Source organism: Gilliamella sp. CG13, assembly GCF_046635805.1.
GTDB classification, from domain to species: Bacteria; Pseudomonadota; Gammaproteobacteria; order Enterobacterales; family Orbaceae; genus Gilliamella; species Gilliamella apicola_I.
In genome coordinates this window covers 558,428-571,410 of the sequence record NZ_JBIDFM010000001.1, presented here as the reverse complement: position 1 = coordinate 571,410, position 12,983 = coordinate 558,428, and the positions used below count along the sequence as shown (strand labels likewise).

General features: G+C 34.9%; 15 protein-coding genes and 1 riboswitch. Of the genes, 7 read left to right on the top strand and 8 right to left on the bottom strand.

What is annotated here, in order from left to right; all coding sequences use genetic code 11:
* The first annotated feature begins 19 nt into the window (after positions 1–19).
* Positions 20–2,248 carry a DNA helicase II gene (gene uvrD / locus ACGH6R_RS02635; protein ID WP_267351407.1) on the top strand — a complete coding sequence of 743 codons (2,229 nt, stop codon included), beginning with the start codon at positions 20–22 and terminating at the stop codon, positions 2,246–2,248.
* 89 nt (positions 2,249–2,337) lie between these two features.
* On the opposite strand, the gene cyaY is transcribed toward uvrD, so the two are convergent.
* From cyaY to ACGH6R_RS02605, 6 genes are all read right to left on the bottom strand, one after another.
* Positions 2,338–2,646, bottom strand: coding sequence for an iron donor protein CyaY (gene cyaY, locus ACGH6R_RS02630; RefSeq protein WP_267378247.1), 309 nt, complete (start codon positions 2,644–2,646; stop codon positions 2,338–2,340).
* Between the two features lie 98 nt (positions 2,647–2,744).
* On the bottom strand, positions 2,745–3,260 hold the full coding sequence (locus ACGH6R_RS02625; RefSeq protein ID WP_267351411.1) for a surface-adhesin E family protein: 516 nt from the start codon (positions 3,258–3,260) through the stop codon (positions 2,745–2,747).
* Between the two features lie 19 nt (positions 3,261–3,279).
* Positions 3,280–4,050, bottom strand: coding sequence for a hypothetical protein (locus ACGH6R_RS02620; RefSeq protein ID WP_267351413.1), 771 nt, complete (start codon positions 4,048–4,050; stop codon positions 3,280–3,282).
* A 71-nt stretch (positions 4,051–4,121) separates the two neighbouring features.
* Positions 4,122–4,757, bottom strand: a complete 636-nt coding sequence (locus ACGH6R_RS02615; protein ID WP_411598818.1) for a thiamine diphosphokinase — start codon at positions 4,755–4,757, stop codon at positions 4,122–4,124.
* A 25-nt stretch (positions 4,758–4,782) separates the two neighbouring features.
* Positions 4,783–5,247: a ribosomal protein S18-alanine N-acetyltransferase gene (gene rimI / locus ACGH6R_RS02610; RefSeq protein WP_411598817.1), complete on the bottom strand. Its 465-nt coding sequence runs from the start codon at positions 5,245–5,247 to the stop codon at positions 4,783–4,785.
* Positions 5,216–5,632 (bottom strand): DNA polymerase III subunit psi, encoded by a 417-nt coding sequence (locus ACGH6R_RS02605; RefSeq protein WP_411598816.1) that lies wholly within the window; start codon positions 5,630–5,632, stop codon positions 5,216–5,218. The genes rimI and ACGH6R_RS02605 overlap by 32 nt, the downstream gene beginning before the upstream one ends.
* Positions 5,633–5,710: 78 nt before the next feature.
* On the opposite strand from ACGH6R_RS02605, the gene rsmC reads away from it, so the two are divergent.
* The gene (rsmC, locus tag ACGH6R_RS02600) at positions 5,711–6,751 is read left to right on the top strand and encodes a 16S rRNA (guanine(1207)-N(2))-methyltransferase RsmC (RefSeq protein ID WP_411597254.1); all 1,041 of its coding nucleotides are present in this window, start codon (positions 5,711–5,713) and stop codon (positions 6,749–6,751) included.
* Between the two features lie 89 nt (positions 6,752–6,840).
* Here rsmC and hemN read toward each other — a convergent pair whose 3' ends face one another.
* Complete coding sequence (gene hemN / locus ACGH6R_RS02595; protein ID WP_411598815.1) at positions 6,841–8,244, bottom strand: oxygen-independent coproporphyrinogen III oxidase; 1,404 nt, start codon at positions 8,242–8,244, stop codon at positions 6,841–6,843.
* 280 nt (positions 8,245–8,524) lie between these two features.
* Complete coding sequence (yihI, locus tag ACGH6R_RS02590) at positions 8,525–9,013, bottom strand: Der GTPase-activating protein YihI (RefSeq protein ID WP_267361281.1); 489 nt, start codon at positions 9,011–9,013, stop codon at positions 8,525–8,527.
* A gap of 167 nt (positions 9,014–9,180) precedes the next feature.
* Here yihI and coaA point away from each other — a divergent pair, with 167 nt between their 5' ends.
* The 5 genes from coaA to ACGH6R_RS02565 all read left to right on the top strand — a co-directional run bounded on the left by coaA (position 9,181) and on the right by ACGH6R_RS02565 (position 12,903).
* A complete protein-coding gene (gene coaA / locus ACGH6R_RS02585) occupies positions 9,181–10,119 on the top strand; it encodes a type I pantothenate kinase (RefSeq protein WP_267351425.1) in 939 nt (312 codons plus the stop codon).
* Between the two features lie 17 nt (positions 10,120–10,136).
* Positions 10,137–10,574: a DUF1090 domain-containing protein gene (locus tag ACGH6R_RS02580; protein WP_267378272.1), complete on the top strand. Its 438-nt coding sequence runs from the start codon at positions 10,137–10,139 to the stop codon at positions 10,572–10,574.
* Between the two features lie 241 nt (positions 10,575–10,815).
* Positions 10,816–10,860, top strand: a riboswitch (PreQ1 riboswitch).
* A gap of 2 nt (positions 10,861–10,862) precedes the next feature.
* Positions 10,863–11,336, top strand: a complete 474-nt coding sequence (gene queF, locus ACGH6R_RS02575; RefSeq protein ID WP_267378274.1) for a preQ(1) synthase — start codon at positions 10,863–10,865, stop codon at positions 11,334–11,336.
* Between the two features lie 27 nt (positions 11,337–11,363).
* Positions 11,364–12,023, top strand: a complete 660-nt coding sequence (gene queC, locus ACGH6R_RS02570; protein ID WP_411598814.1) for a 7-cyano-7-deazaguanine synthase QueC — start codon at positions 11,364–11,366, stop codon at positions 12,021–12,023.
* A gap of 196 nt (positions 12,024–12,219) precedes the next feature.
* The gene (locus ACGH6R_RS02565; RefSeq protein ID WP_267378278.1) at positions 12,220–12,903 is read left to right on the top strand and encodes a 7-cyano-7-deazaguanine/7-aminomethyl-7-deazaguanine transporter; all 684 of its coding nucleotides are present in this window, start codon (positions 12,220–12,222) and stop codon (positions 12,901–12,903) included.
* Positions 12,904–12,983 lie beyond the last annotated feature (80 nt).

Here is a 12,983-nt window from a genome sequence, read left to right as displayed (position 1 = left end):
GACAACAGGTTTTAACATAATGGAAAACAGACAATCATTATTAAACGACCTTAATACCGAGCAGAAAGATGCGGTGACCACTGATAATCAATACACTATTGTTCTTGCAGGGGCTGGCAGTGGTAAAACACGGGTATTAGTTCACCGTATTGCATGGCTCTGTATGGAAAAACATTATTCTCCTCATTCCATATTTGCCGTCACTTTCACCAATAAAGCTGCGGCTGAAATGCAAGAGCGTATACAGCATCTGATTGGTGAAGGTTATTTTAATGGTATGTGGGTTGGAACATTTCATGGGTTAACGCATCGTTTATTACGCATGTTCTCTCAGCAAGCTAAACTCCCATCCAATTTTCAATTGATCGATACGGAAGATCAGATTCGTCTGATCAAACGGATTTTCCGTGAATTAAAAATTGACGAAAAACAGTGGTCGGCAAAAGAGTGTGCAAGTTTTATCTCTAATCAAAAAGAGAAAGGCTTACGCGCTAAAGATTTGATACCTGAAGATCCTAAACAGATAATGTGGCAGACTATCTACAATGACTATCAAGCGATTTGTGACAGAGTAGGCTATGTTGATTTTTCGGAGCTTATTTTACGTGCTTATGAATTATTGTGCAGTGACAAAGATGTATTAAGTTACTGCCAACATCGTTTTTCAAATATTTTAATTGATGAATTCCAAGATACGAATCATATACAATATTCTTTAGTAAAAAAATTAGCGGGCACGACGGCGAATGTCATGATTGTTGGCGATGATGACCAATCAATCTATAGTTGGCGTGGTGCAAATGCCGATAATTTACAACTCTTTATTCATGATTTTCCCGAAACTGAAATTATTCGATTAGAGCAAAATTATCGTTCAACCAGTACGATTTTAGATGCTGCTAATCAACTTATTGCTAAAAATCAGAATCGATTAGGTAAGAATTTGTGGACAGATCGCAATGAAGGCGAAAAGATTTCTCTTTATGTTGGTTTCAATGATATTGATGAAGCCAGATTTGTTATTGGGCAGATAAAAAAATATCATGATGCTGGTGAAAAATATTCCAGTTGTGCCATTTTATATCGCAATAATGTGCAATCCCGACTGTTTGAAGACACGTTATTACAAGCTGGGTTACCTTACCAGATCTATGGTTCGATCCGGTTTTATGAGCGGCAAGAAGTCAAATTAGCACTTGCGTATTTACGGCTTTTGCATGATCACGATAACGATATGGCATTTGAAGCAACGGTGAATACGCCAACGCGGGGTATTGGTAACGTGACCCTTGATAAAATCAGATTAACAGCCAAACAAAATAATATTTCATTATGGAATGCGTGTTTAATGTTAATTCAAATGAATGGATTAACCGAACGGCAGCGATCTGGAGTAAGTCGTTTTCTTGAACTCATGGGATCAATTTATGATGAAGTTGCGCAAATGCCGTTTTATCAACAACTCGATATCCTGATAAAATCGTCCGGAATTCAACAAATGTATGAGCAAGAGCCAGGCATTAAAGGACAATCTCGACTTGAAAATCTTGAAGAGTTAGTGTCGGCGGCTGAACAGTTTTATCGTAATAATGAAAATACCGTGATTGAAGATAGTGAAACCGGTCAGACCTTAACCGTGCTTGAATCATTTTTAGCTTATACTTCGTTAGAAAGCCGAGACGTGCTAAAAGAACAAGATTCAGTCCAATTGATGACATTACATGCCGCAAAAGGACTTGAATTTGATAATGTTTTCATTGTCGGTCTTGAAGAAGGACTGTTTCCGGCGCAACGTTCAGCACTAGAAATCGACAGAATGGAAGAAGAAAGACGCCTTGCTTATGTTGGTATAACACGAGCACGCAAGCATTTAACCTTATCGCTATGCGAGTTAAGACGCCTTTATGGTCGTGAAGAGCGTAATTTACCTTCTCGCTTTTTAGCTGAATTGCCAGTCGACAGGTTAAACGAAATTAGCTATCGGGGATTCTTTGCGCCTCCTGAAGGCAAATTAGATAATCTAAGTCAAGAAAAGCAATTTCAGCAAAATCGTAGACAATCTTATCTGGATAAAAGTCGTGAAAGTGATGGTTATACATTAGGCAGAAAAGTGAAACATCATCGTTTTGGTGAAGGCACAATAATCAATCTTGATGGTGAAGGGGATCATCGACGCGTTCAAATCGCATTTGTTAACGAAGGAATCAAATGGTTAGTGATTAAATTAGCCAATTTAACCCTACTTTGATTATACCTGCAAAAAAATGAATATTGTTTGAACCTGAAAAGGGATCTTAATAAAGTATTGTAGGATCCCTTTTTTAACTGTTTATATGATTAGCTTGCTTGTTCTTTTACTGCTTCAGAAAAAATCGTGTCAAAGGTTTGATCACTTCGGTTACATATCCACTGCTGATCATGATAATCAAAATGATAACCCTGTTTTGAGGTTGCTAACCAAACTTGATAAAGCGGCTCTTGAGTATTGACAATGATTTTGCTGCCATTTGGAAAGCTGATTGTAATCACATTACCATTAGTTTCATAATCAATATCGACATCATGTTCTTGAGCGTAGTTATCTAAAAAAAGTTCAACACTATTAAATAATTGTTCTGTTAGAATGTGAAATTGCGTAATATTCATTTCATTGTCATCAATTCGTTAAAAATAATGCCAGAATATTAGCATAAACGCCTATTCTTCGCTACCGTACGCCTAAATGCAATGCACAAAGTTTGTGACTAATTCACAAGAGGTAACGAGCAGGCAATAACCAGTAACACCCGCATATCAGTTCCTGGATTGGTTGCAACCCAACGGTTTACTAACTGATTTTCAGAAATCAATTTACCGTCACCAAAATAGTTTGCATAAATTTGTATCTTGCCTTCGGCAATTTCCATTTTATCGCAATTCGCAAATTCTTGGATAACCATTGAATGATAAGGTACTTTATTCCCATTAATCTGTTCATAGTTAAGAGAAGGTATATAATTAGTCACTTTATTAAATTGACGAATGTTTTTATTATACGGATGCAATCTGACCGAATTTTTATCTATAAAAGTGTAACCGACCGAATCTCTTTCATAACTTTTATTGATTGAAATAAATTGCTCTCCAATACTGGCGTCTTTTAATTTTTGATACTCTTTATTAAAGTCAACTTTATTCACCTCCGTTTTATTTTTTGTTACTCCCTGAAGGCTTAGTACAGAAAAAGAAAAAAGAAATAACAGTATTCCTAATTTTTTCATTAAATTTCATCTCCATTTTTTAATTATTTTTTAAGCTTTGGTTAGGCTTAACTTGAGGTTGAAATTGTCTTTTTTGTTCTATTTCTTTCTGTTTATTATCTAGTTTTAACTTCTGTTTACGTTCAAGTTCCATTTTTTTCAAAATTGGTTTTATATCTGGTCTTGTAACATAAAGAATCTGTTTGTCTACATCACCTTGAATCGAGCACGACACCAAGCTTTGTTTGTCAGAAATTGGTTCTAAATAAAGTGATTTTTCAATAGTGCCAATTTTAGGAAGCACACCGTCTATAGAATAAGGATTATCCTGCCAATTAGGAGAATGAGATTGGGTATCAAAAATTTTAGTATTTGCAGTATAAATTTGTGCATTGAATTTAGACCAATGGAGAGTATCTAATGCGTTTTTTACATCGTCAATGGCATTATCAACAATAAATCCCCAGTAATAAAATTGGCCTGATGCGGTGGTGGTAAGGTAGACATTTTGATAACCCGAAATGGTTAACCCACGATATTGAAACGGTTTTTTAAACATCACTTTGTTTTTATCATGATTTTCGATAGATTCGACAGGAATATAGGTCACATTATCGGCGGTGGCTAAGTCAACATATTGATTAAAATCATCTTTGTATAAAGCAAGTTGCTTAAAAAATTGATTATCACATGCTAAAAAAGCTTTCATTACTTTGTCAGTTTTATTGATATCTTGTTGATTTTGAGCAGAAAAAGCCATGCAAGATATCAATAATGTACTCACAAGCACAGAAAGTTTTTTTAAAAGCATGGTGATGTCCTTTTGGTAATCTTTTTATTAAAAAAGTATAATGATATTGTAAATTATTGTAAATCACGCCGTCAATGTTTACTACTAAAATCTTCAATGAAAATGATTAAATTACCTTGTTGAAAAGTAATTTTAACTAAATCTGATATGGCTTTATTGCGTACGCTAATAAATTTCCCAAAAGTGAGCGTTTGATTGACTAAAGGATACTGCACGCCTGTAATGGTCAAGTCCGTCACTTCACAAAATGGCATAAAAGAGACTATATGATTGTTGATATTAACGATTTCTTGATACTTTTTGGCAAAAAAGAAGTGGCCGTAATTATCATAAAAAGTGATTTGATATTGTGAATGATACTGCAACGCTACCGATAAATTACCTAAAAAATGGTCGCTAGCATGTCCAGTTGCCCCATAAATATCAAAGTGTTGAATCCCTTTATCTGCTAAAAAAATGATAGCTTTCTCAAAGTCAGTTTTATTTTGATCGGGAGTTTGTATTATTTGGATTTTGTCTGGCACAGCCATAGTGTGATGGTAACTGTCTAAATCGCCAATAATAAAATCCGGTATGATAGCGGTTGGGGCTAAGTAATTATGATAAGCGCCGTCAGTACAAGCAACATAATGATAGCCGGTTAAATCACTTGGAAAGTGATGTGGCGGTTCACCATTGACAAAAAGTAGAGCCCGATGAGCTATCATTGATTATTCCTTCTGTAATTTATCGTTATGATAAGGTTAATGTGTAAGCCATAATAATTGCATCTTCGTGTTTGCCATTGGTTGTTGGATAATAGTTTTTCCTAACGGTAATTTGGTTAAAACCAAGAGAATGATAAAGTTCGATTGCGGGTGTATTTGATCTTCTTACTTCTAACCACAATGTGGAAATCGCAATCGGGTGATCGATGCTAGTCAGTTGATCAATTAAATGATTCAGTAACGCCTTAGCAAGCCCTTGTTGTCGGTATTTTGGATGAATAGCGATATTGAACAAATTAGCTTCGTCTGCAACCATTTGACAAATACAAAAACCAACTATACGGTTATCGATAGTCAATTTAAGATTGTAATAATGATCGCCTTGATTTGAATAGAACGTCTGCTTTGACCAAGGAATCAAGTGGCATTGTTGTTCTAACTCAAAAGCATCGGGTAAATCATTGTCGGTCAGGGTGGAAATAGTTTTCATATTCGCATAATTGTTGCCAAAGTTGGCGTTTTTGTTGTGGAGCTTTAGCTAAAGAAATTAAATCCGTTGTTTGAATCGTTAATGCACGTTTCCAAGATTCATCAGGATTTATGTCAATAAACCATATAACCTTATCAATATCATCTGAGGGGATGATTAATTGTGAAGGCGTTAAAAAAAGTACCTGCTCTTGATTAAGGCGAATGGCATTTAAAATATCAAAATAAATTTTTTGCGTGGGTTTTTGCTCAGCGACAACAATTAAACTAATTTCATCGTCAATATGGTTTACCACTTCACCTTTAAAAACATTTGCTTTACGCAACACATATTGCGTAATATTGCATTGTTGTAAGTACCAATCACGTTGTGACATTATCGACATTCGGTTTTTATTAGAGATTAAAGATGGTTAATTGTATAATCATCGCATCAATTTATAAAGGTTTTTCATTGAGGCATTATGGCAACATCCGCTTTTACTCCTGCAAGTCAAGTACTTGAACGTCATCAAACATTTTTTAGCGATAAAAAAGTTATTATTGCTGGTGATATTCAAGATAGTTATCCTATTGTTATTGCGGCTAATCAAGTTAAAATTCATTGTTCACAATTTCATACCTATTTGCGTCTAAAAAATAGTCGTAAGGGCACTGAAATCGATTTTTCTCTTCTGCCTGATAAAGATTTTTATAACGGCATGAATACGTTAATCTATTATTGGCCAAAAACAAAAAGCGAAGCCCAATTTCAGCTCTCTTATCTATTAAATAATATGCCAAAAGATAGTGATATTTTTATTGTTGGTGAAAATCGAACGGGGGTGAAAAGTGTTGAGTCGCTTCTCGCTGATTTTGGTGTCATCCAAAAAATTGACAGCGCAAGGCGTTGTGGTTTGTATCATTTTCAAGCTGAAAGTCGTTTGGCATTTGATCTTAGTGAATGGTGGTTAAATTATCATTTATCCATTGAAGATCAAGATATTGAAATTAAGAGTTTACCGGGCGTATTTAGTCAAAAAGGATTAGATGCCGGAAGTGAACTGCTATTAAATGCGTTAGTTGATCATGCTGATATTATTAAAGGTAATGTGTTAGATGTAGGATGCGGAGCAGGAGTGTTATCAACCGTGTTGGGTAAATTGTATCCTGAAATCAATCTTACTTTGTCTGATGTTAGCGTTGCTGCCATTGAATCAAGTAAAGCAACGATAAATGCCAATCATATTGATGCAACGGTTGTTGCCAGCGATGTATTTTCAAATATTAATGATAAATATCATCTTATTGTTTCTAACCCCCCTTTTCATGACGGTAAAGAAACCAGTTATACGGCAGTAAACACACTGATTAAAGAAGCGAAAAAACACTTGAAACTAAATGGTTACCTTTGTATTGTGGCAAACTCATTTTTACCTTATCAAGCTATTTTAGACGAAACCTTCAAAAGTGTTGAAGTCATTGCACAAACAACAAAATTTAGAGTTTATTTAGCTTGTCATTAACTGATAATTCCACACAAGAAAAAAAGTTACGGTTTTTACCGTAACTTTGCCTTTAATACATCATCGAAAGAGGGCGGTTTGACTAGTGACTAAATCACCCTTGAAAACTGCTGTTGCCGTGCTTGTTGTCTCATATAGCTATCAAAACACATGCAAATATTACGGATAAGCAAATGACCTTTAGGATTAACAATAATGGCATCGTCTGTTACTGTGACTAATCCATCTTTGACTAATGGGTCAAGCAAGGTTAAATCTTCGGCAAAATAGTGATCAAATCGGATTTGATACCGCTGTTCAATCGCTTGTTTATTTAAAAAGAAATGACAAATAAGCTGTTTTATCACATCACGACGAATTTTATCATCTTCATTTAAGCAAAACCCTTTCCATAAACCATTACCACTTAATTCAACTTGTTGTTGATAAAGTTTAAGATCTTTCTGATTTTGTGCATAACTATCACCCAGCATACTAATTGCTGATACGCCAAGCCCTAATAAATCTGCCTCTCCTTGGGTGGTATAACCTTGGAAATTTCGATGTAATTTATTTTGCTGCTGGGCAATTGCCAGTTCGTCAGTCGGTTTTGCAAAATGATCCATACCAATAAAGCGATACCCTGCTTGGGTTAACTTTTGAATACTGGTCTGTAAAATCTGTAATTTTGCATGAGCATTAGGTAAATCGTGGTCTTTAATTTTGCGTTGTGCTGCAAATCGGCTAGGTAAATGGGCATAATTAAAGACACTTAAACGATCGGGTGAGATATCAATCACTTTATCCAATGTTTCGGTAAAACTGTCAACCGTTTGTTTAGGTAATCCATAAATAAGATCTAAACTAATTGAATGAAAACGGTTTTTTCTTGCTTGAAGGATCAAGGATCGAATGAGTTGTTCATCTTGTTCACGATTAATTAAATACTGAATTTCATGATTAAAATCCTGAATCCCCATACTTAATCGATTAAAGCCCAAATTGGCTAGATGATCGATAGTTTGTGGGGTAATTTCCCTTGGATCGATTTCGATTGAAAGTTCAGCGTGGGTATCAAAATTGAAGTGCTTTTTTAACGAGGTAATAAGTCGAGTAATCTCGTCATGCGTTAAAAAAGTCGGTGTACCGCCTCCCCAATGCATTTGAGTGACGGTGCGATCTTTAAATAACTGAGAACGTGAAGCTATTTCCCGTTCCAGTATATCTAAGTATTGGGTGACTTTTTGGGTTTGTCGGGTAACCAGTTTATTACACCCACAAAAATAACAAAGTTTATGGCAAAATGGGATATGAACATAAAGCGATAAAGGTCTATCCGCAAAGCGGGTGGCGGACAAGATAAAGTCTTGTTGGCTAAAATTTTCATTAAACTCTAACGCAGTAGGATAAGAAGTATAGCGTGGGCCTGAATAATTGTATTTTTCAATTAAACTTTGATCCCACAATTGTGCTTCTGCTAAGCTATTATTTTCGTCTAATTTTGTCTTTGACATGACTTTTTCCATGACCTTTTAAAATCGTTTTCTGTTTTGCCTTAACACGAAATTTAATCCGGTTCGTTTTTCGAAGATAGAGTAAAGTACAAATAAATAGTCCAATATATAAACTAAGCATGATTAACATAGGCATAATGATTGGCTCTCATTATTAAATATTTGATTGTACATTCAGTCGACGGAACAGATTGATGTTGATATTTTAACAGCCAAACTATCACAAATTCATTGCATTATATATCACAATAAATTAATGTAAATTTGTTCAGGTATGACGTTAATTACGTTTCAATAAACTCACAATATCTTCTTGTTTCTCTTCTTCATCTTCAAAATCATCAACACTATAACCGAGTTGCTGCATCAATTCATCGATACGATTTAATTTAGTATCGAGATATGTTTGTTGCTCTTTTGTTAATTGGCTTCCACTTTCGACTAAATCAAGTAATTGCTCTAATTTAGGATCGTTTTCCAGTTGTTCCAATTCTTGCTCGGGTGAAAGAACTAATTTTTGCGTTTTCGGTTGTTTGATTTTATTGGTCGATTTCACTGATTCATCTGCAATTAACGAAATCGGTTTTTTACTACCAATGCGCGGATCTTTAACGGTTTTAGTAGTTGGTTTATTTTTTTTGGTTTCATTATTGAAACGAGAACCACTTGGTAAGCCTTTATGTTTGCGTTTTCGCTTGAGTGCCCAAGATTCTTCATTAATCTCTTGACGGGTTTTTTTCGGTTTTTGTTTCGATTTGGTTTTTAACATATAATCTCTGTTTAATATTAGGACAAATATTTATTTAGGCTATTTTATCAGTAAGTCTTCAATATAGCTACGATCATGCATTAATGCTAATTTATGATTGTAAAAGTTAAGATTTATGTATAATCTTAACCCAATCAATTTAAATAGATGGAATTTGAGAACACGACATGATGAAAAATCATCTTAGTCCTTATATGCAGTTTAGCCGCCAAGAATGGGCTAGTTTGCGTAATGCTGAACCCATGACATTAACCCCTGAGGAACTCACCTCATTGCAAGGGATTAATGAAGATTTGTCCATAGATGAAGTCAGCGAAATTTACTTACCCTTATCCCGATTGCTCAACTATTATATTAATAATAGTTTTAGCCGTCAGGCTGTTCTTGCCAAATTTTTAGGTAAAACCCAAAAAATCCCTTACGTTATCGGTATAGCAGGGAGTGTAGCAGTAGGTAAAAGTACAACTGCACGCGTTTTACAAGCACTATTAAGTCGTTGGCCTGAACATCGAAAAGTTGCATTAGTCACCACGGATGGTTTTTTATATCCTAATAAATATCTTGAAGAGCGTGGCATAATGAACAAAAAAGGCTTTCCACAATCTTATGATATTAAAAGGTTGATCAATTTTGTTGCTGATGTAAAATCAGGTCAATCTCAAGTTAAAGCACCCGTCTATTCACATCTGGTTTATGATATTGTTGATAATGAAGAAATCGTTATAGATAGTCCTGATATTCTCATTTTAGAAGGATTAAACGTATTACAAGGAACCTTAAATTTTACACAAAATACCAACCGAGTCTTTGTTTCAGATTATGTTGATTTTTCGATCTATGTTGATGCGGATTTGTCGCTTCTACATGATTGGTATGTGAATCGTTTTTTAAAATTTCGAGCTGGCGCCTTTAGTGATCCTAACTCATATTTTAATCACTATTCACAGCTTCCAGAGCAAGAAGCGATAAATATCGCTAATCGTCTTTGGCGAGAAATCAATGAATTAAATTTGATCGAAAACATTTTACCGACAAGAGAGCGAGCAAGTTTAATATTAACGAAAGGCAAAAACCATAAAGTCGATTGTGTTCAATTAAGAAAATAAACTTAAGAGGAATTATTATGAAATCAACAATTAAGTCGTCTGTAAGTAAATTAACACTGCTTTCTTTTTTAACAACCCTTACATTAGGTGTTTGTGCCGCAAACGTTGATGATCATGAAGGGCAAACCTGTGCCGGCAAAAAAGAGGCAATTGAAGCACAAATTACTGAAGCCCAAAAAACCGATAATGTTGAACGTGTTCAAGGATTAGAAAAAGCATTGTTAAATGTCAAAATGCATTGTAAAGATGATAATTTAGAAGCCGAATACAAAAAAAATATTAACGAAAAAACTGAAAAAGTGGCAGAAAGGCAAAAAGATTTAGCAGAGGCAAAACTCAAAGGTGATAACCAAAAAATTGCCGAAAAAACCGCAAAATTAAATGATGCTGAAAAAGAACTTGCGGAAGCTAAAGATAAATTGGACAACTTCTACAAAGCAGTGAAATCGAAATAAATTTTAAATTTTAGCTTTTATTAAGATTATCCTCCAAATTTGTCATCATCAAAATAGTGATAACGTTGTGTGTTATCCCGTTGATGATGACAACTTTCTTATTCAACACGCATTGCTATTGTTTAACCAAAATGCCCCAATTTTCAAGCAAATTAAGTTAACTTAGCGGTTAACGCCGTTATGCTAAGTGATTAAGCAATAGGCTAGACTTTTATCACAAAAAAAGGTAAGGTGTGCGCCTTATCACGTGGTTCGTAAACCTCCCACGCAAAAAAACTAAGGAAAATTATGAGTAACGTTACACTACTAGGCGATCAGTCTGTTCGCTATCCTACAACTTATTGTCCAGAAATTCTGGAAACCTTTGATAATAAACATCCTGATAATGACTATTTTGTAAAATTCAATTGTCCGGAATTTACCAGTCTTTGTCCTATCACCGGTCAACCTGATTTTGCAACGATCTACATTTCGTATGTACCTAATATCAAAATGGTCGAAAGTAAATCACTTAAGCTCTATATGTTTAGTTTCCGTAATCATGGTGATTATCATGAAGATTGTATTAATATCATCATGAAAGATCTGATTAAATTAATGGATCCCAAATACATCGAAGTCTGGGGTAAGTTTACGCCACGTGGTGGTATTTCTATTGATCCTTATGCTAATTACGGTAAACCCGGTACTCATTGGGAACAAATTGCGCTTAATCGTTTAGCTAATCACGATCTTTATCCTGAAAAAGTCGATAATCGCTAATCTCATCAGCCTAACAGGAATTTTTTAATGCAACATCGTAAAGCACTTGTGATATTTTCGGGTGGGCAAGATTCGACCACTTGCCTGCTACAAGCCATTGCTGATTATGGACGTGAAAACGTTGAAACAATCAGCTTTCAATACGGTCAACGACATGCCATTGAGCTTGAAAAAGCCAAATGGATTGCTGACGATCTTGGTGTAAAGCAAACCCTCATTGATACTTCAGTGATCAAACAAACGACCAATAATGCCTTGATTGATGACTCACAAGAAATCAAAGCCGCTCAAGAAGGGAATTATCCGAATACCTTTGTTGACGGGCGTAATATGCTATTTTTATTGTTAGCGGGGTGTTATGCCAAACAACACGCTATTCAAGATATTATTATTGGTGTATGTGAAACTGATTTTAGTGGTTATCCGGATTGTCGAGATATCTTTATTAAATCCATGAATGTATCGATGAATTTAGCTTTGGATTACACGTTTAACATCATCACCCCTTTAATGTATCTGACTAAAGCGCAAACATGGGAAATGGCTGATAAACTCGGTTATCTTGATTATATTCGACAACACACTCACACTTGTTATTACGGGGTTGACGGCGGATGTGGTCAGTGCCCAAGTTGTGAGCTACGTGAAAAAGGGTTAAATCAATATTTAACCGATGTCACAAAATAGTCGTGTCTGACGGTTAAATGAATGCAGGCAAATCATCAACGATTATTTTGTATAACAAGTATTTTTGTATAAAAAGTTAACAATATTAAATATCGATGTAATTAAATTAAGGTAATCCGACATTTTTACCTTAATTACATCATTTTTACGTTAAACATTATGGGTTCTCTCACCCCATTCAAAAAAGGAAACGAATATGTATTTAAATATTCACTCAGACTCATTACAGAAAAAATTTACTCCATCTCAGCAGCGTAAAGCACTTTGTTGGCTCTCTTTTTTTCATATCTTAGTTATTGCATCAAGCAATTATTTGGTACAAATCCCGTTTGATATCTTCGGTTTTCATACCACATGGGGAGCATTTACCTTTCCATTTATTTTTTTAACCACCGATTTAACCATTCGGGTATTTGGTGCCAGCCTTGCCAGAAAAATTATCTTCGTTGTCATGATACCGGCCTTACTGTTCTCTTATTCCATTTCGGTTGTGTTTTTTGAAGGGCATTGGATGGGCTTTTCAGCTTTATCTGATTTTAACAGTTTTGTTTTCCGTATTGCTTTAGCCAGTTTTGCCGCTTATTTGGTTGGGCAACTGATGGATATTACCGTGTTTAATTATTTACGAAAAAATAAAGCATGGTGGGTTGCGCCTTCAGCGTCAGCGGTATTAGGTAATGGTATTGATACTATTGTCTTTTTTGCTATTGCCTTTTATCAAAGTAACGACGAATTTATGGCGAATCATTGGATCGAAATAGCCTCGATTGACTATAGCTTTAAAATTTTAATTTGTGGATTATTCTTCTTACCCCTTTATGGTGTTATTTTAAATTTTTTAATGAAAAGATTAATGACGTTAGCTAGCGCCAATTCATAATTTTGTTCGCTTTTGTAACGAAGCGCCTTCCACTATTTACAAAACTCATTTATTTTCATGAATAAATGAGTTTTGTCTCT

What these genes read in the sequence shown, in the direction of transcription:
- uvrD (WP_267351407.1), top strand. Translation starts at nt 20, where the DNA reads ATGGAAAACAGACAATCATTATTAAACGACCTTAATACCGAGCAGAAA.
- cyaY (WP_267378247.1), bottom strand. Translation starts at nt 2,646, where the DNA reads ATGAATATTACGCAATTTCACATTCTAACAGAACAATTATTTAATAGT.
- ACGH6R_RS02625 (WP_267351411.1), bottom strand. Translation starts at nt 3,260, where the DNA reads ATGAAAAAATTAGGAATACTGTTATTTCTTTTTTCTTTTTCTGTACTA.
- ACGH6R_RS02620 (WP_267351413.1), bottom strand. Translation starts at nt 4,050, where the DNA reads ATGCTTTTAAAAAAACTTTCTGTGCTTGTGAGTACATTATTGATATCT.
- ACGH6R_RS02615 (WP_411598818.1), bottom strand. Translation starts at nt 4,757, where the DNA reads ATGATAGCTCATCGGGCTCTACTTTTTGTCAATGGTGAACCGCCACAT.
- rimI (WP_411598817.1), bottom strand. Translation starts at nt 5,247, where the DNA reads ATGAAAACTATTTCCACCCTGACCGACAATGATTTACCCGATGCTTTT.
- ACGH6R_RS02605 (WP_411598816.1), bottom strand. Translation starts at nt 5,632, where the DNA reads ATGTCGATAATGTCACAACGTGATTGGTACTTACAACAATGCAATATT.
- rsmC (WP_411597254.1), top strand. Translation starts at nt 5,711, where the DNA reads ATGGCAACATCCGCTTTTACTCCTGCAAGTCAAGTACTTGAACGTCAT.
- hemN (WP_411598815.1), bottom strand. Translation starts at nt 8,244, where the DNA reads ATGTCAAAGACAAAATTAGACGAAAATAATAGCTTAGCAGAAGCACAA.
- yihI (WP_267361281.1), bottom strand. Translation starts at nt 9,013, where the DNA reads ATGTTAAAAACCAAATCGAAACAAAAACCGAAAAAAACCCGTCAAGAG.
- coaA (WP_267351425.1), top strand. Translation starts at nt 9,181, where the DNA reads ATGATGAAAAATCATCTTAGTCCTTATATGCAGTTTAGCCGCCAAGAA.
- ACGH6R_RS02580 (WP_267378272.1), top strand. Translation starts at nt 10,137, where the DNA reads ATGAAATCAACAATTAAGTCGTCTGTAAGTAAATTAACACTGCTTTCT.
- queF (WP_267378274.1), top strand. Translation starts at nt 10,863, where the DNA reads ATGAGTAACGTTACACTACTAGGCGATCAGTCTGTTCGCTATCCTACA.
- queC (WP_411598814.1), top strand. Translation starts at nt 11,364, where the DNA reads ATGCAACATCGTAAAGCACTTGTGATATTTTCGGGTGGGCAAGATTCG.
- ACGH6R_RS02565 (WP_267378278.1), top strand. Translation starts at nt 12,220, where the DNA reads ATGTATTTAAATATTCACTCAGACTCATTACAGAAAAAATTTACTCCA.